This is a genomic window from Cupriavidus sp. U2, from assembly GCF_009663685.2.
Classification (GTDB): domain Bacteria; phylum Pseudomonadota; class Gammaproteobacteria; order Burkholderiales; family Burkholderiaceae; genus Cupriavidus; species Cupriavidus necator_C.
In genome coordinates this window covers 146,073-170,493 of record NZ_RCOG02000032.1, presented here as the reverse complement: position 1 = coordinate 170,493, position 24,421 = coordinate 146,073, and the positions used below count along the sequence as shown (strand labels likewise).

The 24,421-nt window shown below is 64.2% G+C and carries 22 protein-coding genes; 17 read left to right on the top strand and 5 right to left on the bottom strand.

Features of this window, described 5'->3' with window-relative positions:
- The first annotated feature begins 1 nt into the window (after position 1).
- Complete coding sequence (locus tag D9X30_RS25080; RefSeq protein WP_153947796.1) at positions 2-928, top strand: helix-turn-helix transcriptional regulator; 927 nt, start codon at positions 2-4, stop codon at positions 926-928.
- 61 nt (positions 929-989) lie between these two features.
- Here D9X30_RS25080 and D9X30_RS25075 read toward each other — a convergent pair whose 3' ends face one another.
- From D9X30_RS25075 to map, 3 genes are all read right to left on the bottom strand, one after another.
- The gene (locus D9X30_RS25075) at positions 990-2,747 is read right to left on the bottom strand and encodes a pseudouridine synthase (protein ID WP_153947795.1); all 1,758 of its coding nucleotides are present in this window, start codon (positions 2,745-2,747) and stop codon (positions 990-992) included.
- Positions 2,748-2,783: 36 nt separating this feature from the next.
- The gene (locus tag D9X30_RS25070) at positions 2,784-5,357 is read right to left on the bottom strand and encodes a [protein-PII] uridylyltransferase (RefSeq protein ID WP_153947794.1); all 2,574 of its coding nucleotides are present in this window, start codon (positions 5,355-5,357) and stop codon (positions 2,784-2,786) included.
- 82 nt (positions 5,358-5,439) lie between these two features.
- Positions 5,440-6,258: a type I methionyl aminopeptidase gene (gene map / locus D9X30_RS25065; RefSeq protein WP_153947793.1), complete on the bottom strand. Its 819-nt coding sequence runs from the start codon at positions 6,256-6,258 to the stop codon at positions 5,440-5,442.
- A 340-nt stretch (positions 6,259-6,598) separates the two neighbouring features.
- On the opposite strand from map, the gene rpsB reads away from it, so the two are divergent.
- From rpsB to D9X30_RS24985, 16 genes are all read left to right on the top strand, one after another.
- Positions 6,599-7,342: a 30S ribosomal protein S2 gene (gene rpsB / locus D9X30_RS25060; RefSeq protein WP_092600039.1), complete on the top strand. Its 744-nt coding sequence runs from the start codon at positions 6,599-6,601 to the stop codon at positions 7,340-7,342.
- A gap of 167 nt (positions 7,343-7,509) precedes the next feature.
- On the top strand, positions 7,510-8,388 hold the full coding sequence (tsf, locus tag D9X30_RS25055; RefSeq protein WP_153947792.1) for a translation elongation factor Ts: 879 nt from the start codon (positions 7,510-7,512) through the stop codon (positions 8,386-8,388).
- 304 nt (positions 8,389-8,692) lie between these two features.
- Entirely contained in the window at positions 8,693-9,403 is a 711-nt protein-coding gene (gene pyrH, locus D9X30_RS25050; protein ID WP_066735314.1) for a UMP kinase, read from the top strand.
- Between the two features lie 108 nt (positions 9,404-9,511).
- A complete protein-coding gene (gene frr / locus D9X30_RS25045; protein ID WP_153947791.1) occupies positions 9,512-10,072 on the top strand; it encodes a ribosome recycling factor in 561 nt (186 codons plus the stop codon).
- A 52-nt stretch (positions 10,073-10,124) separates the two neighbouring features.
- On the top strand, positions 10,125-10,895 hold the full coding sequence (gene uppS, locus D9X30_RS25040) for an undecaprenyl pyrophosphate synthase (RefSeq protein ID WP_153947790.1): 771 nt from the start codon (positions 10,125-10,127) through the stop codon (positions 10,893-10,895).
- A gap of 39 nt (positions 10,896-10,934) precedes the next feature.
- Positions 10,935-11,756 carry a phosphatidate cytidylyltransferase gene (locus D9X30_RS25035; RefSeq protein ID WP_153947789.1) on the top strand — a complete coding sequence of 274 codons (822 nt, stop codon included), beginning with the start codon at positions 10,935-10,937 and terminating at the stop codon, positions 11,754-11,756.
- A gap of 24 nt (positions 11,757-11,780) precedes the next feature.
- Positions 11,781-12,959 (top strand): 1-deoxy-D-xylulose-5-phosphate reductoisomerase, encoded by a 1,179-nt coding sequence (gene ispC / locus D9X30_RS25030; RefSeq protein WP_153947788.1) that lies wholly within the window; start codon positions 11,781-11,783, stop codon positions 12,957-12,959.
- 49 nt (positions 12,960-13,008) lie between these two features.
- On the top strand, positions 13,009-14,406 hold the full coding sequence (rseP, locus tag D9X30_RS25025; RefSeq protein WP_153947787.1) for an RIP metalloprotease RseP: 1,398 nt from the start codon (positions 13,009-13,011) through the stop codon (positions 14,404-14,406).
- 138 nt (positions 14,407-14,544) lie between these two features.
- Positions 14,545-16,875, top strand: a complete 2,331-nt coding sequence (bamA, locus tag D9X30_RS25020) for an outer membrane protein assembly factor BamA (protein WP_368086169.1) — start codon at positions 14,545-14,547, stop codon at positions 16,873-16,875.
- A 20-nt stretch (positions 16,876-16,895) separates the two neighbouring features.
- Positions 16,896-17,426, top strand: a complete 531-nt coding sequence (locus D9X30_RS25015) for an OmpH/Skp family outer membrane protein (protein WP_092600018.1) — start codon at positions 16,896-16,898, stop codon at positions 17,424-17,426.
- A 49-nt stretch (positions 17,427-17,475) separates the two neighbouring features.
- Positions 17,476-18,582 carry a UDP-3-O-(3-hydroxymyristoyl)glucosamine N-acyltransferase gene (gene lpxD, locus D9X30_RS25010; protein ID WP_153947786.1) on the top strand — a complete coding sequence of 369 codons (1,107 nt, stop codon included), beginning with the start codon at positions 17,476-17,478 and terminating at the stop codon, positions 18,580-18,582.
- Positions 18,579-19,031 (top strand): 3-hydroxyacyl-ACP dehydratase FabZ, encoded by a 453-nt coding sequence (fabZ, locus tag D9X30_RS25005; RefSeq protein ID WP_061958372.1) that lies wholly within the window; start codon positions 18,579-18,581, stop codon positions 19,029-19,031. The genes lpxD and fabZ overlap by 4 nt, the downstream gene beginning before the upstream one ends.
- Before the next feature lie 43 nt (positions 19,032-19,074).
- Positions 19,075-19,878, top strand: a complete 804-nt coding sequence (gene lpxA / locus D9X30_RS25000; RefSeq protein ID WP_153947785.1) for an acyl-ACP--UDP-N-acetylglucosamine O-acyltransferase — start codon at positions 19,075-19,077, stop codon at positions 19,876-19,878.
- Between the two features lie 28 nt (positions 19,879-19,906).
- Positions 19,907-21,100, top strand: a complete 1,194-nt coding sequence (gene lpxB, locus D9X30_RS24995) for a lipid-A-disaccharide synthase (RefSeq protein WP_400394190.1) — start codon at positions 19,907-19,909, stop codon at positions 21,098-21,100.
- Complete coding sequence (gene rnhB / locus D9X30_RS24990; protein ID WP_153947783.1) at positions 21,100-21,786, top strand: ribonuclease HII; 687 nt, start codon at positions 21,100-21,102, stop codon at positions 21,784-21,786. Before lpxB ends, rnhB begins: the two co-directional genes overlap by 1 nt.
- A gap of 12 nt (positions 21,787-21,798) precedes the next feature.
- Positions 21,799-22,581 (top strand): TrmH family RNA methyltransferase, encoded by a 783-nt coding sequence (locus D9X30_RS24985; protein WP_153947782.1) that lies wholly within the window; start codon positions 21,799-21,801, stop codon positions 22,579-22,581.
- Positions 22,582-22,591: 10 nt separating this feature from the next.
- Here D9X30_RS24985 and D9X30_RS24980 read toward each other — a convergent pair whose 3' ends face one another.
- Both D9X30_RS24980 and ppsR read right to left on the bottom strand, forming a co-directional pair.
- On the bottom strand, positions 22,592-23,158 hold the full coding sequence (locus D9X30_RS24980) for a hypothetical protein (RefSeq protein ID WP_153947781.1): 567 nt from the start codon (positions 23,156-23,158) through the stop codon (positions 22,592-22,594).
- An 86-nt stretch (positions 23,159-23,244) separates the two neighbouring features.
- Positions 23,245-24,177, bottom strand: coding sequence for a posphoenolpyruvate synthetase regulatory kinase/phosphorylase PpsR (gene ppsR, locus D9X30_RS24975; protein WP_153947780.1), 933 nt, complete (start codon positions 24,175-24,177; stop codon positions 23,245-23,247).
- Positions 24,178-24,421: the final 244 nt, after the last annotated feature.

The following is a 24,421-nucleotide window of genomic DNA, read 5'->3' as shown; positions in this document are numbered from 1 at the left end:
CATGAACGCCCGTCAGGAACCGAGTGTGCTGTTGAATCCGGGAACCGGCCTGCCAACGGACAACGAAGCGCCCGAGTTCGCCGGCCATGCCGGCACCGGCAGGGAGGCCGAACTGGGCGCCTTCCTGCGCGCGCGCCGCGAAAATCTCGATCCGGCGCGGATCGGCCTGTCGCGCGCCGGCCGACGCCGCACGCCGGGCCTGCGGCGCGAGGAAGTGGCCGCGATGGCCGATATCGGCATCACCTGGTACACCAAGCTGGAGCAGGGCAGGCCGATCCGCGTGTCGCCAAAGGTGCTCAATGCGGTGGCCGCCGCGCTGCAATGCTCGCCGACCGAGACCGAGCACCTGTTCACGCTGGCCGGCCTGCAACGCCCTGCGGCACTGGCCGGCACGTCGGTTTGCGAAACGGTGTCGGTAACCACGCAGCGGATGCTTGACCAGCTCGACCCGATCCCGGCGCTGGTCCAGAACGCCCGCTTCGACATCGTGGCGCACAACGACGCCTATTGCCGCCTGCTGGGGATGAATGTCCCGAGCCTGCCGCCGGAAGACCGCAACTGCATCTATCTGGCACTGACGCACCCGGGCTGGCGCAAGGCCGTGCCCGACTGGGAAAGCATGGTCTGCAACATGGTGGCGATGTATCGGGCGGCGATGGCCGAGCACGTCGACGATCCGCTGTGGGAAGCGCAGCTGGCGCGCTATATGGCGGTGTCCGAGACCTTCCAGCAGCTCTGGCAGCGATACCAGGTGCGCGGCATCCAGAATCACGTCAAGCGTTTCACCCATCCGGAAACCGGGGATTTCCAGCTGACGCAGACCAATTTCTGGACCGCGCCGCGCAATGGCGCGCGGCTGCTGGTCTATGTGCCGGCCGATGAGCAGGCCGAGGCCGCGCTAAGGAAGCTGCCGCCGGTGCATGGGTGAGGGGGTAGCCCCCCTCCGCATGCGGGAGCGGGGCCGGTGAGTCAAGGCTGCCCGGGCCGCCTCAGAACTTTTCGAACTGCCCCAGGAAGCGCCACTGGCCCGGCGGCAGGTCGCCCAGCGCGATACGGCCCATGCGCACGCGCTTGAGGCCCACCACCTTCAGTCCCACCTGTTCGCACATCCGGCGGATCTGGCGCTTGCGGCCTTCGCGCAGCACGAAACGCAACTGCTCTTCGTTCTGCCAGCTCACCTTGGCGGGCTTCAGCGCCACGCCGTCCAGCGACAGGCCAAAGCGCAGGCGCTCCAGCTGGTCTTCGGGGAAGACGGCGCTGATGTTGCGGTCGACCAGACCCTGTGGCGATTCCCACTCCACGCGCACCAGGTATTCCTTTTCGACGGTCGAATCGTCGCCGATCAGCGCCCGCGCCACGCGGCCGTCCTGCGTGAGCACCAGCAGGCCGGTGGAGTCGATATCGAGCCGGCCCGCCGGGGCCAGGTTCTTGCGCTGCCACGGCGCGAAACGCTTGCGCGTGGGGTCTTGCTCCCACTGGTTCTCGGCCGTGAACAGGACGGCGGCGGGCTCGTAGCCATCTTCGGCCTGGCCGGAGACATAGCCGACCGGCTTGTTCAGCAGCACCGTCACGCGCTCGCCTTGCTCCGAGCGCGCTTCCTGCCGGATTTCGATTTCGGCGTCCGGGCGGATGCGGGTGCCGAGTTCGGTCACGGGCTCGCCATCGACCAGCACCCAGCCCAGCGGAATCCATTCGTCGGCTTCACGACGCGAGCACAGGCCCAGTTCGGACATGCGCTTGGACAGACGGACCAGGCCGTCTTCACGCGGCTCGGCCGGGGCCTGCGGGGCCGGGCGTTCCGCGCGCTCGAACCGTTCACCGCGGTCGCCGCGCACCGGGCGGGCGCGGTCCGACGTGTCGCTGAATCGGCGTGCCGGTGCATCGCCACGGCGCGGCGCACCATCATCGCGGCGCGGACGGTCCGTACGCGCATCGTCGCCAAAGCGGCGCGGGCGCTGGCCACCTTCGCCTTCGAAGCGGCGCGGGCGGTCCGAGCCCTGGCCTTCAAAACGACGCGGACGATCCGAGCCCTGGCCTTCAAAACGGCGCGGGCGGTCGGAGCCTTGGCCTTCGAAGCGACGCGGGCGGTCTGAGCCCTGGCCTTCGAAGCGACGCGGGCGGTCGGAGCCTTCGCCTTCAAAACGGCGCGGGCGGTCGGAGCCTTGGCCTTCGAAGCGACGCGGGCGGTCCGTGCCTTGGCCTTCGAACCGACGCGCGCGGTCCGAGCCTTCGCCTTCAAAACGGCGCGGGCGGTCGGAGCCTTGGCCTTCGAAGCGACGCGGCCGATCCGAGCCTTGGCCTTCAAAACGGCGCGGGCGATCGGAGCCTTCGCCTTCAAAACGGCGCGGACGATCCGACCCCTGGCCTTCAAAACGACGCGGACGATCCGACCCTTGGCCCTCGAAGCGACGCGGACGATCCGAGCCTTCGCCTTCAAAACGACGCGGACGATCCGAGCCCTGGCCTTCGAAGCGACGCGGGCGATCCGAGCCTTGCCCCTCGAAGCGGCGCGGACGCTCGGTACGCTCGCCCTCGAAGCGCCGTGGTGCACCTTCGGCCGGCGCCGGCTTGCGCTTGTCTTTCTCGGCCGCGCGATCCTTGGCCTGCTTGATGCCGGTGACGACATCCTGCACGCGCTTGCGGTTCAGGTCCGACACGCGCACCGGGCGGTTCGCCTTGCGCGGTGCGCCGGTCGTGGAGGTCTTGATGCCCAGCGTCTTGCGGCCGGGGTTGTTGCTGTCTGTCATATCTTTCCAAGCGCCCGCGCGCCGGCCATCGGGGAATCAGATGGCCAGTGCGTCGAGCAAATCCTGTTCCACTTGAATCTGCAATCGGTTGTCGGCGGCCAGCGGCGAGCCGTCGACCAGGAACACGTCTTCCACGCGTTCGCCGAGCGTGTTGATGCGCGCCGAATGCACGGACACGCGATATTTGGCCAGTACGCGGGCCAGCGCGTAGAGCAGGCCGGTGCGGTCGTTGGCCGACACCGACAGCAGGTAATACTGGCCGCGTTCGTCGGGACGCAAGTCCACGCGCGGCTTGATCGGGAAGCTGCGCGACTGGCGCGACAGCCGGCCCTGCGTCGGCTCGGGCAGCGGGCACTCCAGCCGCACGCGCTCGGCCAGTTCATGCTCCACCAGCGCCAGGATGTCGCGGTAGCCGCCGTCCAGGCCGGGGTCCGTGATCTGGAAGGTGTCCAGCGCGTAGCCGTCGCGCGTGGTCTCGATCTTGGCGTCCTGGATCGAGAACGCCTTGCGCTCGAAATAGCCGCAGATGCGCGCAAACAGGTCGGGCTGGTCCTTCACGTAGACCACCACCTGCAGCCCTTCGCCGGCGGGCGACACGCGTGCCTTGACCACCGGATCGACGCTGTTCACCTTGTTGAACAGGTGCCGCGTCACCCAGGCGATGTCGCGCGCATCGTGCCGCATGAAGAACGACATGTCCAGCCGGCTCCACAGCGGCTTGGCGAGTTCGGGATCGAACGCCTTCAGCCGCAACTGCGCGATGGTGTCGTCGCGCTTCTGCGCCCAGAGCGAATGCTGGTCGATCTTGGCGCCGCCCAGCACGCGCAACGTGATGCGGTACAGGTCTTCCAGCAGCTTGCCCTTCCACGCATTCCACACCTTGGGGCTGGTGCCGCGGATATCGGCAACGGTCAGCAGGTAGAGCGCCGTCAGGTAACGCTCGCTGCCCACCAGCTGGGCGAACCCCTTCACCACGTCGGGGTCGGTCAGGTCCTGCTTCTGGGCCACATGGCTCATGGTCAGGTGGTTTTCCACCAGCCAGGCGATCAGGTCGGTGTCCTCGCGCGCAATGCCGTGCTGCTTGCAGAAGCGGCGTGCGTCGACGGTGCCGAGCTTCGAGTGGTCGCCACCGCGCCCCTTGGCGATATCGTGGAACAGCGCCGCCACCCACAGCACCCACGGCCGCTCGAAGCCGGCCATCAGCTGGCTGCAGAACGGGAACTCGTGCGTGTGCTCCACAATCGCGAAGCGGCGCATGTTGCGCACCACCATCAGGATGTGCTGGTCCACGGTGTACACGTGGAACAGGTCGTGCTGCATCTGGCCGACGATACGGCGGAAGTTGATCAGGTAGCGGCCCAGCACGCTGGTCTGGTTCATCAGCCGCAGCGCGTGCGTGATGCCCTGCGGTTCCTGCACGATCGCCAGAAACAGCTTGCGGTTGACGGGGTCGTTGCGCCAGCTGGCATCCATCACCGTGCGCGCGTTGTACAGCCCGCGCAGCGTGCGCGGCGACAGGCCCTTCACGCCCGGCGTGCGCTCGTACAGCAGGAACGTTTCCAGGATGGCGTGCGGGTTCTGCTCGTACAGGTCGTCGCTGGTGATCTCCAGCATGCCCTGGCGCTCCACGAAACGGTCGTTGATCACGCGCGTGACCTTGGACTCGCTCGGGAACAGCATCGCCTCGATGTTCAGCAGCAGCACGCTGTTGAGCTGCGTGACCGCCTTGGCGGCCCAGTAGTAGCGCCGCATCAGCTGTTCGCTGGCGCGCTTGTGGGCCGTCTGGCGATAGCCGAACGACTCGGCCAGCGCGGTCTGCAGGTCGAAGACCAGCACGTCCTGGCGGCGGCCCGCCAGCAGGTGCAGGCGCGCACGGATGGTGCGCAGCAGACGTTCGTTGCGGGCCAGTTCCTGTGATTCGCGCTCCGTCAGCAGGCCGCGTTCGAACAGTTCCTTCCAGCTGTCGCCCAGGTTCGCCGCCTTGGTCATCCACAGGATGACCTGCAGGTCGCGCAGGCCGCCGGGGCTTTCCTTGCAGTTCGGCTCCAGCGCGTAGGGCGTGTCCTGGTACTTGGCATGGCGCTGGCGCAATTCCAGCAGCTTGGCCTGGAAGAAGTCGGCCGCGTCCATGTCGGCCTGGTAGCGTGCCAGCAGCGACGCGAGCAGCGTCTTGCTGCCGGTCAGCAGGCGCGCCTCAAGCAGCGACGTACGGATGGTGATGTCGGCGGCCGATTCGCGGATGCAGTCGTCCACGGTGCGCACCGACGAGCCGATTTCCAGCCCCAGGTCCCAGCACAGGCCGATGAAGCGTTCCAGTTTGGCGGCCGTATCGCTGTCGGGCTCGGCCGGCAGCAACAACAGCACATCGACATCGGAATACGGGAACAACTCGCCACGGCCATACCCGCCCACGGCCACCAGCGCGGCGGAAGCCGGCAGTTCCAGGGCGGTCCAGGCCTCGATCAGCGCGGCATCGACGGCGCGACGCAGCTTTGTCACCAGGGGCGTGACCAGATTGTTGGCGTCGAACTCGGCAAACAGCGCCTGCTTGTCGGCCTTGAGCCTGTCGCGAATGCGCTGGCAGAGCAGCAGTTCCGGCGTGGTGTCCATGGGCGGCGGTTCGAGGGTGGGCGTGGGCACGGCTGGAAGAAGAAAGGGCGCCTTGGTGGGCGCCCTGGCGTTCGGTGCGGGATCAGGCCGCCACGGTGTCGGTGATGAACGCGGGCGGTACGGGCGAACCTGCCGACAGCGTCAGTACTTCGTAGCCAGTGTCCGTCACCAGCACCGTGTGCTCCCACTGGGCCGACAGGCTGCGGTCGCGCGTCTTGACCGTCCAGTGATCGGGCATCGTGCGGATATCGCGCTTGCCGGCGTTGATCATCGGCTCGACCGTGAAGATCATGCCCGACTTGATTTCCATGCCGGTGTTCGGGCGGCCGTAATGCAGGATCTGCGGGTCCGAGTGGAACACCTTGCCGATGCCGTGGCCGCAGTATTCGCGTACCACGGTGTAGCCGGCGGCTTCAGCGTGGGTCTGAATGGCGTGGCCGATATCGCCCAGACGTGCGCCATTGCGCACTTGCTGGATACCCTTCCACATGCACTCGTAGGTGATCTGCGCCAGGCGCCTGGCCAGGATCGATGCCTCGCCCACCACGAACATGCGGCTGGTGTCGCCGTAGTAGCCTTCCTTGGTGATGACGGTGATGTCCAGGTTGACCACGTCGCCGCCCTTGAGCACACGGTCGCCCGGGATGCCATGGCAGATCACGTCGTTGACCGACGTGCAGATGGCGCCGGGGAAGGGCGGGTAGCCCGGCGGCGCGTAGTTCAGCGGGGCGGGCACGGTGCCTTGTACATCACGCATGTAGGCGTGGCACAGGCGGTCAAGTTCGCCGGTGGTGACGCCAACCTTGACGAAAGGGGTGATGTAGTCGAGGACTTCGGAGGCAAGGCGGCAAGCCACGCGCATTTGGGCGATGTCTTCGGCGGTATTGATATGGATGCTCATGCTGCTTCGCCTGAAATGTGATGGCCCAGCCGCAGCTGCGCCTTTACTGTTCGCAAAGCGGGATTATCTCACCTTCGTGACGAGAAAGCAGGGAAATACGGTGGCAAGCCGGTCCGGCGCCGGCGGACGGGTCGTTCGCGTGCCCCGTGCGAAGGGGCTTGAGGGAAGGGCTGCTTTGTTGCTACAATCGCGGGCTGACTTGCTGATGGGCCGGAAACGGACCGCTGCGGGTCGGGAATTATCGCTGTTTTTTGTAAATCGCTGGTCCGCTCATCCGGGGTGTTCCTTTTCAGGAATGTCGGGGCGGACTTCAGAACCTAACCCTTTTGGAGTTATTCACATGTCCGTGACCATGCGCGAAATGCTGGAAGCCGGTTGCCACTTTGGCCACCAGACCCGCTTCTGGAACCCGAAGATGGCCCCCTTCATCTTCGGTCATCGCAACAAGATCCACATTATCAACCTCGAAAAGACCCTGCCGATGTTCCAGGACGCGCTGAAGTACGTGCGTCAGCTGGCAGCAAACCGCGGCACCGTGCTTTTCGTGGGTACCAAGCGTCAATCGCGCGAGATCCTGGCTGAGGAAGCCGGCCGCGCTGGCATGCCGTACGTCGACGCCCGCTGGCTCGGCGGCATGATGACGAACTTCAAGACCGTCAAGATCTCGATCAAGCGCCTCAAGGACATGGAAGCCGCCAAGGAAGCCGGCGCGCTGGAAACCATGAGCAAGAAGGAAGCCCTGATGTTCGAGCGCGAGATGGAAAAGCTGGAAAAGTCCATCGGCGGCATCAAGGACATGGGTGGCGTTCCTGACGCCATCTTCGTGGTGGACGTCGGCTACCACAAGATTGCCGTGACCGAAGCCAACAAGCTGGGTATCCCCGTGATCGGCGTGGTCGACACGAACCACTCGCCGGAAGGCATCGACTACGTGATCCCGGGCAACGACGACTCGAGCAAGGCTGTTGCCCTGTACGTGCGCGGCGTGGCCGACGCCATCCTGGAAGGCCGTGCGAACGCGGTGCAGGAAGTGGTGGAAGCCGTGCGTGGCGACGACGAATTCGTCGAAGTCCAGGAAGGCTGATTGCCCGCTGGCGCCTGAGGCCGGGACACACCGGCCGCCGGCGCCTGCCTGACGGCAACCAAGAAAAGGGGGCACATCTGGCGCCCCCTTTTTGCAAACAGATTCAGTTGTCATCCGCCGTGGATATGATCCGCCGCGGATGTAGCCAACCAATCAAGGAGTGACAAATGGCGGCAATTACCGCAAGCATGGTTGCAGAACTGCGCGCGAAGACCGACGCGCCGATGATGGAATGCAAGAAGGCCCTGACCGAGGCCGACGGCGACCTGGACAAGGCTGAAGAACTGCTGCGCGTCAAGCTGGGCAACAAGGCCAGCAAGGCCGCTTCGCGCGTGACCGCCGAAGGCATCGTGGCCACGTACATCGACGGCACCACGGGCTCGCTGGTCGAACTGAACTGCGAAACCGACTTCGTGTCGAAGAACGACGACTTCCTGGGCTTTGCCGCCAAGGTAGCCGAACTGATCGCCAAGCAGGCTCCGGCCGACGTGGCAGCCCTGTCGGCCCTGGAAATGGACGGTTCGACGGTTGACGCCGTGCGCTCGGCCCTGATCGGCAAGATCGGCGAGAACATGACGATCCGCCGCTTCGTGCGCTACGCCAACGGTGGCAAGCTGGCTTCGTACCTGCACGGCACCCGCATCGGCGTGATGGTCGAGTTCGATGGCGACGAAACCGCCGCCAAGGACGTTGCCATGCACGTGGCCGCCATGAAGCCGGTGTCGCTGTCGTCGGAACAGGTGCCGGCCGAGCTGATCGCCAAGGAGCGCAGCATTGCCGAGCAGAAGGCTGCCGAATCGGGCAAGCCGGCCGAAATCGCCGCCAAGATGGTGGAAGGTTCGGTCCAGAAGTACCTGAAGGAAGTGTCGCTGCTGGACCAGCCGTTCGTGAAGAACGACAAGCAGACGGTCGAGCAGATGCTGAAGGCTGCAAACACCAACGTGAAGGGATTCACCCTGTACGTGGTGGGCGAAGGCATCGAGAAGAAGCAGGACGACTTCGCTGCTGAAGTGGCTGCCCAGGTGGCTGCCGCCCAGAAGGGCTGATGTCCGGGTGGCCGGACGGGTTTCCCTGGCGGGATGCCCGGTCAGCCACCGTATAATGCCGAGGGGCGCCGCAAGGTGCCCCTCTGCACAAGTACGGTTGCCATGTGCGCCGTGCCAGTCAGTTTTCGCAGTCACCTGCAACAAGCGCGCCTTTAGCGGGGTGATGCCGGCAGATGACGGCGAAAACCGGCTTTCCAGCTGTCAAGCAGTCCAAATTCATGCGCGGCCGGTGCGCAGTTGCGTCGTGCCGCCCGCGCCCATCCATCCGTTCAAACGAGCGACTAGAACCTGCCCGAGGGTGAACATGCCAGCCTACAAGCGCGTCCTTCTGAAACTGTCCGGTGAAGCCCTGATGGGCGACGATGCCTTCGGCATCAACCGGGCCACTATCGAAGGCATGGTCAATGACATAGCCGAAATCGTGAAACTGGGCGTCCAGGTGGCGGTCGTCATCGGCGGCGGCAACATTTTCCGCGGCGTTGCCGGCGGTGCGGCCGGCATGGACCGTGCCACGGCCGACTACATGGGCATGCTGGCCACGATGATGAACGCCCTGGCGCTGCAGGACGCCATGCGCCACGCCAATATCGAAGGCCGCGTGCAATCGGCGCTGCGCATGGACCAGGTGGTGGAGCCGTATATCCGCCCGCGTGCCATCCGCCAGCTGGAGGAAGGCAAGGTCGTGATCTTTGCCGCCGGCACCGGCAACCCGTTCTTCACCACCGATACGGCCGCTGCGCTGCGCGGTTCGGAAATCGGCGCGGAAATCGTGCTCAAGGCCACCAAGGTTGACGGCGTCTACACGGCCGATCCCAAGAAGGACCCGAGCGCCACCCGCTACACGACAATCACGTTCGACGAAGCCATTTCGCGCAACCTGCAGGTCATGGACGCCACCGCGTTCGCGCTGTGCCGCGACCAGAAGCTGCCGATCAAGGTGTTCTCGATCGTCAAGCCGGGCGCCCTGAAGCGTGTGATCCTGGGCGAGGACGAAGGTACGCTAGTGCACGTTTAAGCAGTCCGGACCGCATCAAAATGCGGATTCGGTCTGGCCTGAGAGTAGAATGTTCCATTTTCGATCCCGCCTGACGGGATCCTGTCTGGCTGTTTTCCGGAGGTAATCATGACCGTCGCCGACACTAAGAAGAGCGCCGAGCAGAAGATGCAGAAGTCGATCGAAGCCTTCAGGGCCGATCTGGCGAAAATTCGTACCGGCCGTGCGCACACTGGCCTGCTCGACCACGTCCAGGTGGATTACTACGGCTCGCCGGTGCCGATCAGCCAGGTGGCCAACATTGGCCTGGGCGACGCCCGGACGATTACCGTGCAACCGTGGGAAAAGAAGATGGTGCAGGCCGTGGAAAAGGCAATCCGCGACGCCGACCTGGGCCTGAACCCCGCCACGATGGGCGACGTGATCCGCGTGCCGATGCCTCCGCTGACCGAAGAGCGCCGCAAGGAGCTGATCAAGGTGGTGAAGAGCGAGGCCGAAGGCGCCAAGGTAGCCGTGCGCAACCTGCGCCGCGACGCCAACGAGCAGTTCAAGAAGCTCGTCAAGGACAAGACCATTTCGGAAGACGACGAGCGCCGCGGTACGGACGACGTCCAGAAGCTGACGGACAAGTATGTCGGCGAGATCGACAGGCTCGTCGCCGAGAAAGAGAAGGAGATCTTGACGGTGTAAGGCCGTCCCGGCGGCCCGTCCGCCGGGGTTGTCCCACCCCGTCCGCGAATCCATGCAGCATATCAGTTCGACGCTCGGCGTTCCCGATACCACCTATGTGCCACGACACGTCGCCATCATCATGGATGGCAACGGCCGCTGGGCGACAAAGCGTCACCTGCCGCGCGTGGCTGGCCACACGCGGGGTCTGGACACCGTGCGCGAGATCGTGCAGGCGTGCGCCGCACGCGGCGTGCAGTACCTGACCCTGTTCGCATTCAGTTCCGAGAACTGGCGCCGGCCTGCGGACGAAGTCTCGTTCCTGATGCGCCTGTTCATGACCGCCTTGCGCCGCGAGGTGGTCCGGATGCACGCGAACAACATCCGCCTGCGCGTGGTGGGCGACCTGGCGCGCTTCAGCCCGCGCATCCAGCAGATGATCAAGGATGCCGAAGCGCGTACGGCAGGCAACACGGGCCTGACCGTGACCATCGCCGCCAACTACGGCGGCCGCTGGGATCTGCTGCAGGCCATGCGCAAGATGCTGGCGCGCGCGCCGATGCTAGACGGGGAATCGATCGACGAATCGATGCTGGCTCCGCACCTGGCGATGGCCTATGCGCCCGAGCCGGACCTGTTCATCCGTACCGGCGGCGAACAGCGCATCAGCAATTTCCTGCTTTGGCAGCTCGCCTATACCGAGCTCTATTTCACCGATACGTTCTGGCCCGATTTTGACGCCGCGGAACTCGACAAGGCCTTTGCGTCGTACCGCCAGCGAGAGCGCCGATTCGGCCGGACCAGTGCCCAGGTCGTGGCGCCGGGCCTGTCGGGAACGGCCTGAGGCCGGTCGTACCTTCATATCAACGGGAATCGCAGCCGCATGCTTCTGACCCGCGTTATCACCGCCGTATGCCTGTTGCTGTTGATCCTGCCGATCCTGTTCCTGGCGCCCCCCACGGCGCTGGCGGTGCTGGTGGCAGTCATCGTGCTGCTGGGCGGCTGGGAATTCGGTCGCCTGATCGGACTGCCGCGCCCGTGGCCATATGTCTATGCCGTGGCATGCCTGGTGGCGTTGCTGGCCTGGCATCTCGCGCCGTCCGGATTCGCTATCGACTGGCTGCTCGAGGCTTCGCTCGTGGCTTGGGGTGTGGCGCTGGTGTTGCTGGCGCGCGGCGTACGGAAGGCAACCCCCGGATTCACCGTACTGGGCGTCGTGCTCGGACTGATCATGCTGCCGGCGTTCGGCCATGCGGTCATGGCGCTGCGCGTGGCCGGCGTGGGTGTGCTGCTGACCGCCGCCGTGCTGGTCTGGGCCGCCGACATCGGTGCCTATTTCGTCGGCAAGGCCATCGGCAAGCGCAAGCTGGCGCCGACCATCAGCCCGGGCAAGTCCTGGGAAGGTGCGATCGGTGGCTGGCTGCTGGCGATGATCGTCGCGCTGGGACTGGCGGCTAGCCATGCCTTCGCCCCTACCTGGTATTCGCTGATCGCCGACAAGGTGGGCCTGGGCGTGCTGGCCATGCTGACCACGCTGCTGGTGGCGGCCAGCGTGGTGGGCGACCTGTTCGAGTCCTTGCTCAAGCGCCAGGTCGGCATCAAGGACAGCAGCCGGCTGCTGCCGGGCCACGGGGGCGTTCTCGACCGCATCGACGCGCTGATCCCGGTATTTCCGCTGGCGGCGCTGCTGCTGTCCTGGGTCTGATCACAACTGAATTCGTCTGGTTATATGCAACGCATTACGATTCTGGGCGCCACGGGTTCCATCGGCGAAAGCACGCTGGACGTGGTGCGCCGACATCCCGACCGCTACACGGTGCACGCGCTCAGCGCCCATCGTCAGGTGGACAAGCTGGCCGCTGCGTGCGCCGAATTCCGTCCGGCACGGGCGGTGGTGGGTTCGGCCGAGGCGGCGCGCGAGCTTGAAGGCAAGCTGCGTGCGGCCGGCGTCGCGACCGAAGTCGGCTACGGCCCGGAATCGCTCGAATCGATCGCCTCGGATGCACAGACCGATGCCGTGATGGCTGCCATCGTCGGCGCCGCGGGCCTGCGCTCGTCGCTGGCCGCGGCGCGGGCGGGCAAGCGCGTGCTGCTGGCCAACAAGGAATCGCTGGTGATGTCGGGCAGCATCTTCATGGATGCGGTGCAGCATCACGGCGCCACGCTGCTGCCGATCGACAGCGAACACAATGCCATCTTTCAGTGCCTGCCGACCAGCGACCCGCGCTATGGCGCAGGGGTATCGAAGGTGCTGCTGACGGCATCGGGCGGCCCGTTCCGCACCCGCGACCCGTCGACACTGCACGACATCACGCCGGACCAGGCCTGCGCGCACCCGAAGTGGGTGATGGGGCGCAAGATTTCGGTGGATTCGGCCACGATGATGAACAAGGGGCTCGAGGTCATCGAAGCCCACTGGTTGTTTGGCGCGCCGGCCGACAAAATCGAGGTGCTGATTCACCCGCAGAGCATTGTCCATTCGATGGTGGCCTATGCCGACGGTTCGGTGCTGGCGCAGCTTGGCAACCCCGACATGCGTACGCCGATTGCCTACGGCATGGCCTATCCGGAACGGATCGACTCGGGCGTGACCCCGCTGGACCTGACCGTGGCTGGCGGGCTTCATTTCGAGACGCCGGACCTGGGGCGCTTTCCGTGCCTGGGCCTGGCTTTTGACGCACTGCGCGCCGGTGATGTGGCCCCGGCCGTGCTCAATGCCGCGAATGAGGTGGCCGTGGAGGCGTTCCTGGCCGGCGGCATCCGGTTCACGGACATCGCGCGGGTCGTGGCCGGTGTGCTGGAGCAGCCCGCCGAAGGTGAAGCCGGGTCGCTCGACGGTGTGCTGGCCGCCGATGCCGCGGCACGCAAGGCCGCCCTAGCGCTGCTGAAACAACTGGCCGCCCGCTGATCGTCATCACGATCGCGGCGAGGCCCGGATCTGGAAAGAGGTGATTGCCATGCAAACCGTTATCGCGTTCGTTGTCGCCCTCTGCATCCTGATCTTCGTTCACGAGATGGGGCATTACCTGGCCGCGCGTGCGTGCGGAGTCAAGGTTTTGCGGTTCTCGATCGGTTTCGGCCGTCCGCTGGCCCGCTGGGTCAGCAAGGGGCGTGACCGCACGGAATGGACGCTGGCCGCCATCCCGCTGGGCGGCTACGTCAAGATGCTTGACGAGCGGGAGCGCGATCCGGACGCGGATCCGGCCATCGATGCGGCCGACTTGCCGCGTGCATTCAACCGTCAGCCGGTGGCCAAGCGGTTTGTCATTGTGGCCGCTGGCCCGCTGGCGAATTTCGCGCTGGCCATCGCCCTCTATCTGGTGCTGTTTGCCGGCGGCATGCGCGAGCCCGCCCCCGTGCTGGCCGCGCCGGCGGCCAGTACTGCGGCGGCCCAGGCCGGAGTCCGGGACGGCGACCGCGTGCTGTCGCTGAGCGCGAATGGCCAGACCGAGCCTGTCCGATCCTGGAACGATCTGCGGATGGCCGTGTTTGCCCAGGGTTTTGGCGAGACGCGTGCCGTCATGCACGTCCGTGGTGCCGATGGTGCCGAACGGGACGTCGCACTGGGCCGGCTTCCCGATACCGGCGGGAACCCCGATCAGGACCCGCTGGCCACGCTGGGCCTGGCCCTGAAGGGCGGGCCGGTCACCATTACCGAGATCGTCGCCGACTCGGCGGCACAACGGGCGGGTCTGCGCGCCGGCGACAAGGTGGTCGCCTGGCAGGGCCAGCCGCTGACGCAGGCCGGCGAACTGATTCGCGGCGTTCGGGCGCGCCCGGGCCAGGACGTCACGCTGGGGATCGAGCGCGCCGGCCAGCGCATCGACGTGACCGTCAAGCTCGATGCCGCACCGGGCGGCAAGGCTGGTGCCGATGGCGAGCCCGCGCCGCTGGTCGGCAAGCTGGGCGCCGCGCTGAACCAGGCCGTGCAGACCGAAATCGTGCGCTACCCGTTTACCCAGGCCCTGGCCCGTGCGGCCGATCAGGTCTGGAGCACCAGCACGCTGTCCTTGAAGCTGCTTGGCAAGATGCTCGTGGGCCAGGCATCGCTGCAGAATCTGAGCGGACCGCTGACCGTGGCCGACTATGCCGGCCGGGCCGCCAACATGGGCTGGCAGCCGTTCGTGAGCTTCCTCGCGCTGGTCAGTGTCAGCCTCGGTGTACTGAATTTGTTACCTATTCCGGTGCTGGATGGGGGGCATTTGCTGTATTATTGCGTGGAATTTTTGACTGGCAGGCCTGTACCAGACCACTGGCAAGCGATGCTGCAGAAGGTCGGCATCGCATGCATCTTGCTCCTGACCTCACTCGCTTTGTTCAATGACGTCAGCCGACTGTTTCTTGCGCGCGGCTAGTTTCGCGCAGCCGGAAGCGCCAGTCGGACGGGGGCGGTCGTATCCCGGGGGGATTTTCCCCGTCGGGAAGGATCGGTCGTGCCGGTATTGTCAGGCGCAGCGGCAATCGGCGCTGGAGCCACACCCTGCATGAAATCGATGAGGAAGAGGGGATCGACTTTGATCAGAAATAAGCGCATCTCGCTGGGCTTGCTGACGAGTGCCATTATTGCGGCCTGGAGCCCGGCGGGCTGGGCCGCAGATCCGTTTGTGGTCAAGGATATTCGCGTTGAAGGCCTGCAGCGTGTGGAGCCGGGTACCGTCTTCGGTTACCTGCCCGTGCGCGTCGGCGAAACCTTCACCGATGACAAGGGCGCCGACGCCATCCGTGCGCTCTACAATACCGGGTTTTTCAAGGACGTGCAGATCCGCGCCGAAGACGGCGTGCTGGTGGTGCAGGTCGAGGAACGCCCGGCGATTTCCCAGCTTGAATTCGTCGGCATCAAGGAATTCGACAAGGACACGCTGCGCCGGTCGCTGCGGGCCGTGGGCGTGGCCGAAGCGCGTTACTACGACAAGGCCCTGATCGACAAGGCAGAGCAGGAACTGAAGCGCCAGTACGTGGCCCGCGGCTACTACGCCGCCGAAGTCCAGACCACCGTGACGCCGGTGGACCGCAACCGCGTGTCCGTGGTGTTCAACGTGGAAGAAGGCCCGGTCGCGAAGATTCGCCAGATCAATATCGTCGGCAACAAGGCGTTCAAGGAAAGCACGCTGCGCGACGAAATGCAGCTGTCCACGCCCAACTGGCTGTCGTGGTACACCAAGAACGACCTGTATTCGAAGCAGAAGCTCACGGCCGACCTGGAAGCGCTGCGCTCGTTCTACCTGAATCGCGGCTATCTGGAATTCCAGATCGAGTCGACGCAGGTATCGATCACGCCTGACAAGAAAGATATCTACCTGACGCTGAATATCGCCGAAGGCGAGCAGTTCAAGGTCTCGGATATCCACCTGGCCGGCGAACTGCTGGGCAAGCAGGAAGAAATGCAGAAGCTGCTGCAGCTGAAGAAGGGCGATATTTTCTCGTCCGAAAAGCTGACGGCCAGCACCAAGGCCATCACCGATCTGCTCGGTACGTACGGCTATGCGTTCACCACGATCAACCCGCAACCGCAGATCGACAAGGAAAAGCGCGAAGTGGCGCTGACCCTGATGGTCGATCCGGGGCGCCGTGTCTATGTGCGCCGCGTGAACGTGGTGGGCAACAGCAAGACGCGCGACGAAGTGGTGCGCCGCGAAATGCGCCAGATGGAAAGCTCGTGGTTCGATAGCGAGAAGCTCCAGCAATCGCAGGCCCGTATCAACCGTACCGGCTATTTCACGGATACGAACATCACGACCGAGGATGTGCCCGGCGCGCCCGACCAGGTGGATGTGAACGTAAATGTGACGGAAAAGCCTACCGGCCAGATCAGCCTGGGTCTCGGCTTCTCGTCGACCGACAAGCTCGTGCTGCAGGCCGGCCTGCGCCAGGACAACGTGTTCGGCTCCGGTACCAGCCTTGGCCTCGATGTGAACACGGCCAAGTCGTTCCGTACGATCGCGCTGACCCAGTACGATCCGTACTTCACGGTGGACGGCATCAGCCGCTCGACCGATATCTACTACCGTACGTCCCGCCCGCTGTACTACACGGGTGACCAGGACTACAAGATCGTGTCGGCCGGTGGCGGCTTCAAGTTCGGCGTGCCGTTCTCCGAGAACGATACGGTGTTCTTCGGCATTGGCTACGAGCGTACCCAGGTCTATACCTCGGTCAACACGCCGAGCCAGTACACGGCCTGGCTGCAGAAGATCGGCAAGGCCAGCGGCGACCCGATCAACAACTTCCCGTTCACGGTCGGCTGGGCACGTGACCGCCGGGATAGTGCGCTGATCCCGACCAAGGGACCGTACACCCAGGCCAACCTGGAAATCGGTGTGCCGGGCGGCGATACGCAGTACTATCGCGCCAGCTTCCAGCAGCAGTACTTCTATCCGATCTCGAAGGCCTTCACGCTGGCCTTCAACGGCGAGGTGGCCTACGGCCACGGCTACGGCAATACGCCGTTCCCGGTGTTCAAGTACTTCTATGCCGGTGGTATCGGTTCGGTCCGCGGCTACCAGACCAGCACGCTGGGTCCGAAGGACCAGAACGGCAACCCGGTGGGCGGTGCCTCGAAGATGATCGGTAACGTGGAATTCGTGTTCCCGCTGCCGGGTTCGGGTGTTGACCGCACGCTGCGCCTGTTTACGTTCTTCGACTTCGGTAACGTCTATCAGGAAGGCGCGCCGATCACGGTTAGTGACCTGAAGTACTCGACCGGCTTCGGTATGTCGTGGCTGTCGCCGATCGGCCCGCTGAAGGTCAGCATGGGCTTCCCGCTGAAGAAGGACGAGAACGACAAGGTTCAGCGGTTCCAGTTCCAGATTGGTACCGCGTTCTGATCCCCAAAAGGATTTGTTTGATGAAACTCCACACTCCACTGATCAAATCCCTGAGCGCGGCCGCGCTGGCCGCTGCGGCCCTTTGCGCGGCGGCCCCGGCGATGGCTCAGGAGGCGCGCATTGCCGCGGTGAACTCGGAGCGTATCCTGCGTGACTCGCAGCCCGCCAAGGCCGCCCAGGTCAAGCTCGAGCAGGAATTCTCCAAGCGCGACCGCGAACTGCAGGACATGGCCCAGAAGATCAAGGCCATGGCCGACAAGCTCGACAAGGACACCGCCGTGCTGGCCGACGCCGACCGCCAGCGCCGTCAGCGCGAAGTGGCCGACCTCGATCGTGAATTCCAGCGCAAGCAGCGCGAGTTCCGCGAAGACCTGAACCAGCGTCGTAACGAAGAACTGGCCCAGGTGCTGGAGCGCGCCAACCGCGTGATCCGTCAACTGGCCGAACAGCGCAAGTACGACCTGATCGTGCAGGAAGCGGTCTACGTCAATCCGCGCATCGACATCACGGACGACGTGATGAAGGCGCTGAACGCCAGCTCCGGCAAGTAAGCGGCGGGCGCTCGCGCGCCGCTTTACGATTTTTCAAGGAAGTACCGCCATGCAGACACCCACACTGGGTCAGCTCGCCACCGAGAACGGCGCGCAGGTTGTGGGTGATCCCGACCTGGCCGTGGGCGGTCTGGCACCGCTCGACCAGGCCGGTCCCGGCGATCTGTCGTTTCTTTCCAATCCGCTCTACCTGGCGCAGGCACTGGCTTCGAAGGCCGGTGCCGTGATCGTGTCGCCGGCGGATCTGGAGCGCATTCGCGCGGATGGGCAGGCTGACGGCCGCAACTGGTTGGTGGCGCGCAATCCGTACGTCTGCTTTGCGCGCGTGGCCCAGCGTTTCGACCGCGCCGCCAATGCCGATCCGCGTACCGGCATCGACCCGCGTGCAACGGTGTCGCCCGACGCGGTCGTGCCGGCGTCGTGCTTTATCGGTCCGAACGTGGTGGTCGAGGCCGGAGCGCGGCTGGGCGAGCGGGTTCGCGTCCTGGCAAATGCCTTTATCGGCGCAGGCGCGCAGATCGGCGAAGATACGCTCATCTACGCCAATGTTTCTGTCTATCATCGTTGCGTGGTGGGTGCGCGCAACATCCTGCACAGCGGTGCGGTGATTGGTGCCGATGGCTTTGGCTTTGCGCCCGATATCGGGCCGGGCGGGGTCGAGTACGTCAAGATCCCCCAGGCGGGGCGAGCCGTGCTGGGCAACGATGTGGAGATTGGCGCCAATACCTGCGTGGACCGCGGGGCCATGGCCGATACCGTCATCGAGGACGGCTGCAAGATCGACAACCAGGTGCAGATCGCCCATAACGTCCATGTGGGCGCGCACACCGTGATTGCCGGCACGGCCGCGATTTCGGGCAGTACGAAGATCGGCAGGTTCTGCGTGATTGGCGGCGCGGCCAATTTTTCCGGACATTTGAATATCGCCGACCGGACCACAGTGTCCGGCGGTACCTCGATTACCAAATCGATTACAAAACCCGGTGGGCATTTCACCAGCGTGTTCCCGTTCACATCGCATGGCGAGTGGGAACGCAACGCGGCCATCGTGCGTGGCCTGTCGAAGCTGCGCGAGCGTGTGGTGCAACTGGAGCGCCGGCTGCGCGGCACGTCCGCCGGGGTTAATAGCAAACAAGACGAAGAGAAATCATCATGACAGCCTCCGATATCGACATCCGCAAGATCCTGAAGCTGCTGCCGCATCGGTATCCAATCCTGCTGGTCGACCGCGTGCTCGAGTTTGAACCGCAGAAGCGGATCAAGACCCTGAAGAACGTGACGATCAACGAGCCGTACTTCATGGGCCACTTTCCGGAACAACCTGTGATGCCGGGTGTCATGATTCTGGAGGCGCTGGCGCAATCGGCCGGCCTGCTGACCTTTGGCGCCGATATGGAGCGCAAGGAAGGCGCGCTGTATTACTTCGTCGGCATCGACGGCGCCCGCTTCAAGCGCGTGGTGTATCCCGGCGATCAGTTGCACCTGAACGTGACCGTGGAACGCTACATTCGCGGCATCTGGAAGTTCAAGGCCAGCGCCACCGTGGATGGCGAGGTTGCCTGCGAAGCCGAGCTGATGTGCACGGTCAAGCAGGCCGAGGCCTGATCTTCCCGATACCGAGCAGAACTGACAGCACAGGACAGTACGTATGACGCAAATCCATCCCACCGCACTGATCGACCCGAAGGCTGAACTCGCCGCCGATGTGGAAGTCGGCCCGTTCTCGATCGTCGGTCCGAATGTGCGGATCGGCAGCGGCACGCGGATCGGCTCGCATACCACGGTCGAGGGGCATACCACGATCGGCGAGGGGAACCGCATCGGGCCATATGCCTCGGTGGGCGGAGTGCCGCAGGACATGAAGTATGCCAACGAGCCCACCCGGCTCGAGATTGGCGATCGCAACACGATTCGCGAATTCACGACGATCCACACGGGCACCGTGCAGGATCGCGGCCTGACCCGCATCGGCAGCGATAACTGGATCATGGCGTACGTGCATATCGCGCACGACTGCAGCGTGGGTAACCACACGGTGTTTTCGAGCAATGCGCAGATTGCCGGCCACGTGGAAGTGGGCGACTGGGCGATTCTTGGCGGCATGAGCGGCGTGCATCAGTACGTGCGTATTGGCGCGCATGCCATGCTGGGCGGGGCTTCGGCACTGGTCCAGGATGTGCCGCCGTTCGTGATTGCCGCGAGCGACAAGAGCGGCAACAAGGCGACGCCGCATGGCATCAACGTCGAGGGTCTGCGTCGGCGCGGCTTCGATGCGGCCCAGATCGCGGCGCTGCGTCAGGCTTACAAGCTGCTGTACAAGTCGGATCTCAGCTTCGACGATGCCCGCAACGAAATTTCGACCATGCTGGGCCAGTCGGATGCCACCACGGCAGCGCCGCTAAAGGCCTTCGTCGAGTTCCTCGCCGCGACCCAACGCGGCATCGTGCGCTAGACGTCAGCCGGTCATGGTCGAGGCAGCCATGCAGGCCGTGCTTCCCGCTGACGCGGAAGCTCATGTAAACAAGCGTGGCACGATTGCCATGGTTGCTGGCGAGGCATCCGGCGATCTGCTGGCTTCGCTGTTGCTGGAAGGATTGCACGCACGGCTGGGCGAGTCGGTCGACTATGCCGGGATCGGTGGCCGCCGCATGATGGCGCAAGGGTTTGTCTCGCATTGGCCGATGGAGACACTCTCCGTCAACGGCTATGTGGAAGTCCTGGGGTCGCTGCGTGAGATTCTGGCCACGCGGCGGGCCATTCGGGACCAGCTGCTGGCCCAGCCGCCACTGTGCTTTATTGGTGTCGACGCTCCGGATTTCAACTTCGGTCTCGAAGTTCCGCTGCGGCGCGCCGGCATACCGGTCGTCCATTTCGTCAGTCCCTCGATCTGGGCCTGGCGGGGCGGTCGCATTCGTACCATCGCGCGTGCGGTAGACCATATCCTCTGCCTGTTTCCGTTCGAGCCGGAGATCTACGCCAAGGCGGGTATCCCGGCAACATACGTCGGTCATCCTCTTGCTGATGTGATTCCGATGGTGCCCGATGTGGCCGGCGCCCGCGCCAAGCTGGGCCTCCCCGAAAACAAGCGCATCGTGGCCGTGCTGCCGGGCAGCCGGCAGTCCGAAGTACGGAATCTCGGCGCCACTTTCTTCGAGGCCATGGCGCGCATGCACCGTATGGACGGGAATCTGGCATTCGTGTTGCCCGCCGCGTCGCCGGCCCTTCATGCCATTGTGGAAGGTCTGCACGCGCAGCATCCCGAGATCGACTTGACCATTGTGGATGGCCAGTCACATCTGGCGATGGAGTCAGCCGATGTGATCCTGTTGGCGAGCGGCACGGCCACGCTGGAGGCTGCGCTGTACAAAAAGCCGATGGTGATCTCGTACAAGGTGCCCTGGCTGACTGCGCAAATCATGAAACGACAGGGTTATCTGCCGTACGTCGGACTGCCTAATATTCTGTCGGGACGCTTTGTGGTGCCCGAGCTGTTGCAGGACGATGCCACGCCAGAGGCGCTGGCGCGCGAAACGCTGTTGCAACTCAATGACGAAGGCAATATTGCATTCCTGCGTGAACATTTCACGACCATGCATGAAACGCTAAAGCGCGATACATCAAGGCTGGCGGCCGGTGTGGTGGCGGATCTGCTCCACACTCGGGGGGCCGTGTGATGCCGCGCATCAAGGCAGCCAATGTTGGCCAGATGGGGCTCGCGCTGACGCAGACGGTCGCCGTGGTCCAGCGCCTTTGTGGCGTGGACGAAGCAGGCCGTGGCCCGCTGGCAGGCCCCGTCTACGCGGCGGCTGTCGTGCTGAATCCGGACCGCCAGATCCGCGGGCTCGCCGATTCGAAGATCCTGACCTCGGACAAGCGAGAGGTCTTGTTCGACAGGATCTGCGAGCGGGCGTTGGGCTGGCATATCGCCTTCGCAACGGTCGAGGAAATCGATTCGATCAATATCCTCCATGCCTCGATGCTGGCCATGCAGCGCGCCGTTCAAGGGCTTGCCGCCAATGGCGTGATTCCCGATCTGGTCCAGGTGGACGGCAATCGTTGCCCGCAGGTCGCTTTTCCTGTGGAAGCGATCGTCAAGGGGGACGCCAAGGTGCGTGCCATTTCGGCCGCGTCGATCCTGGCAAAGGTTGCGCGTGACCGCAATCTCCGGGAATTGCACGCGCAGTATCCCGATTACGGCTTCGATTCGCATTTTGGCTATCCGACGCCTCAACATTTTGCTGCGCTGGATCGGCATGGTCCCACACCGCATCATCGGCGGTCGTTCGCGCCGGTCCGCCTGGCGCTGGAACGCGTCAATGGCATGACCCAGGCCCAAGCCCAGGAAGCGCCGCCTTTCTAAGACACCACCCCCTTGAAGCACGTCACTTCGCGCGATAACGCGCTGTTCAAGCACCTGAAGGCCCTTATTGGGTCTACGCATCAACGTCGCAAGGCCGGGCAATCGGTGCTGGACGGCGTGCATCTGGCGCAGGCCTACGTTGCCGCATTGGGTCAGCCGGTCTCTTGCGTCGTAGGCGAACGTCATGTTGACCACGCCGAAGTGCGGCCCCTGCTCGACCAGGTGGAGCCGGAACGCGTCGTCGTGCTGGCCGATGCGTTGTTCAGCCAGATCAGCAATGTGGCGAACGGCATCGACCTGCTGTTCGTGATCGAGACGCCGGCGGGTCATCTGCCAGCGCAGATTGCGACAGACTGCATCATCCTCGATGGCGTCCAGGATGCGGGCAACGTCGGCTCGATCCTGCGCAGTGCCGCGGCTGCTGGTATTCCTCACGCGTTCCTGACCACCGGCTGTGCATTCGCCTGGTCGGTCAAGACACTGCGTGCCGGCATGGGTGCGAATTTCCATCTCAATATCGTCGAGCACTGCACACTCGACATGCTTGCGTCCCGGCTGGCCGTGCCGCTGCTTGCGACGTCCTCGCATGCCGACGCCACTGTGTTCGATACCGACCTGCGCCAGCCAGTAGGTTGGGTCGTCGGCAACGAGGGCGCGGGCGTAAGCCAGGCGTGGATGGCACGCGTCTCGCGCAAGGTCGGCATTCCGCAACCCGGTGGCCTGGAATCTCTGAACGTGGCCGCCGCGACCGCCATCTGCCTGTTTGAAGCGGTACGCCAGCGGCGGACAGGCTGAGCGAGCGCCGTTAGCGAGGGCGGCTGCCAAGTTTTTGACCGGGTTCCGTGGCGCCTGAAGTGGCCTTCTGTTCGACCAGGAGGTGCAGGACGTCCGCGATCTGACCGATCTTCCCGTCGATCTGGTCGAACCTCTGGTCGATCTGGGTGAATTTCCGGTCGATCTGGTCGAACTTCCTGCCGAGCCCGACTTCGAGGTTGTTGAAGCGTTCGTCCATCTTGTCGAGGCGCCGGTCGACCTTGGCGAAGCCTTCGTCAACCTTCACTTCAAGCCTGTCGATCCGGCGGTCGATGCCATCGAATCGCTTGTCGGTTGCCTGGGACTGGCGGTCCATTACGCCGAGCCGCTCATCCACCATATCGAAGCGGTAATAGATGTTGTCGGTCGTCTTGTCGGATTGGCGCCCGGAGTAATCGAGGATGGCGAAGATCCCTCCAAGGGCGACGAAGACTGCAGTGAAGATGGTGGCGGCCATGCGCCAGTCGTGGCGCGGCGGGTGGCGGTGCTGGCGAGCGCGGGTGGGATCGGCCGCGTCGGGGAGGCTGGAAAGCTGATCAGCTGACATGGTGATGGACATGGTTCATGAAAGAAAACGTTCGATGACGTCATCTTTCACCTCCAGCCATCACCCGCCAAGAAGACGATTCTCAAAAATCGCGCGTTTCAATAGTTATCGCGGTCGACCTTGATTTCCTGCAGGATCGTCGTTGCGATTTCCTCGATCGACTTGTGGGTCGACGACAGCCACTTGATCCCTTCCCGGCGCATCATCGCCTCGGCCTCGTTGACCTCGTAGCGACAATTCTCAACCGCCGCGTACTTGCTGCCCGGCCGGCGCTCGTTGCGGATTTCGGTCAGCCGCTGCGGGTCGATCGACAGCCCGAAGATCTTGGACTTGAACGCGTAGAGCGCCGAAGGCAGACGTCCGCGCTCGAAATCGTCGGGGATCAGCGGATAGTTGGCCGCCTTGAGGCCGTACTGCATGGCCAGATACAGGCTGGTTGGCGTCTTGCCGCTGCGCGACACGCCCACCAGGATCACATCGGCGTCCTCGAGGTTCTTGTGTGACTGACCGTCATCATGTGCCAGCGAGAAGTTGATCGCCTCGATCCGGTTCTTGTACGCCTCGGTATCGGCGTTCTGGTGAAACCGGCCGATCGCATGGGTGGACTTCAGTCCCAGTTCTTTTTCCAGCGGTTCGATAAACGTCTGGAACATGTCCAGAATCATGCCCTTGGCGCGGCGCATCGCCTTGTTGGACTCGGCGTTGACCAGCGTGGTGAAGACAATGGGCGGCACGCCCTCGTTGTAGAACGCCTCGTTGATCTTGCTGACGGCCACATGCGCCTTCTCGGGCGTGTCGACGAAGGGCATGCGCACCTTGCGGAAGCGCATCTCGAACTGGGCCAGGATCGAGTGGCTGAACGTCTCGGCCGTGATGCCTGTGCCATCCGACACAATGAAAACCGTACGCACGGCAGGGCGATCCGCAGGTGCCGTCGCAGCCGCAGGCTGGGCGCCGGCAGCGGATGAAGAAGACTGGGAAGTCAGGGCTGGCGCGGGTTGCGACGCGTCAGGCGCTTCGGGCAAGGACATGTCTGAACAATTATTTTGGAGCGGCCGCCGAGCGAAAGTGCGGTGCGGCACGGTAGAATAGCGGCGATCTTTTGGCTAAGCAATTCCGCCAATCCCGGCCAGGCAACGATTTGGGGCCGAATTGTCGACAATGTGCATTGCAGCATCGGAAGCGTCCGATGTCACACGGAATTGCTCAGCCAAGCGATCCGCCGGGGCCAGAACTCCAACAACATACCGGTCGGTGCAAAAGATTTCTTACTTT